The following is a 213-nucleotide window of genomic DNA, read 5'->3' as shown; positions in this document are numbered from 1 at the left end:
CCCGCTTTTGATCTGCTTCAACCACTCAGGTCGGCTTTCAGGCCGCCGTGCTCTTGGGTGAGAAAGGCTTGTTTGCGACGCTGTACGCGGGAATTCGTGCCGACATGCTGGACGCGCCGTATATGCGTGACTTTTTGCTGACGGCGAAAGACACCTCGTTTTCGACACTGGACGGCGTGAGCGCGGTGCGCTGAGGAAGAACCCCAAACCAAA

The 213-nt window shown here is 57.7% G+C and carries 1 pseudogene; it reads left to right on the top strand.

Annotated features, from left to right (window positions below):
• Positions 1-44 precede the first annotated feature (44 nt).
• Positions 45-194: pseudogene (locus AO240_RS28180) on the top strand (LysR family transcriptional regulator); the annotation flags it as partial.
• Between the last annotated feature and the right edge of the window lie 19 nt (positions 195-213).

The organism is Pseudomonas sp. ICMP 460 (assembly GCF_002723595.1).
Taxonomy (GTDB): Bacteria; Pseudomonadota; Gammaproteobacteria; order Pseudomonadales; family Pseudomonadaceae; genus Aquipseudomonas; species Aquipseudomonas kitaguniensis.
Note: the sequence above shows the minus strand (reverse complement) of the source record. Positions and strands in the feature narration are given on the sequence as shown.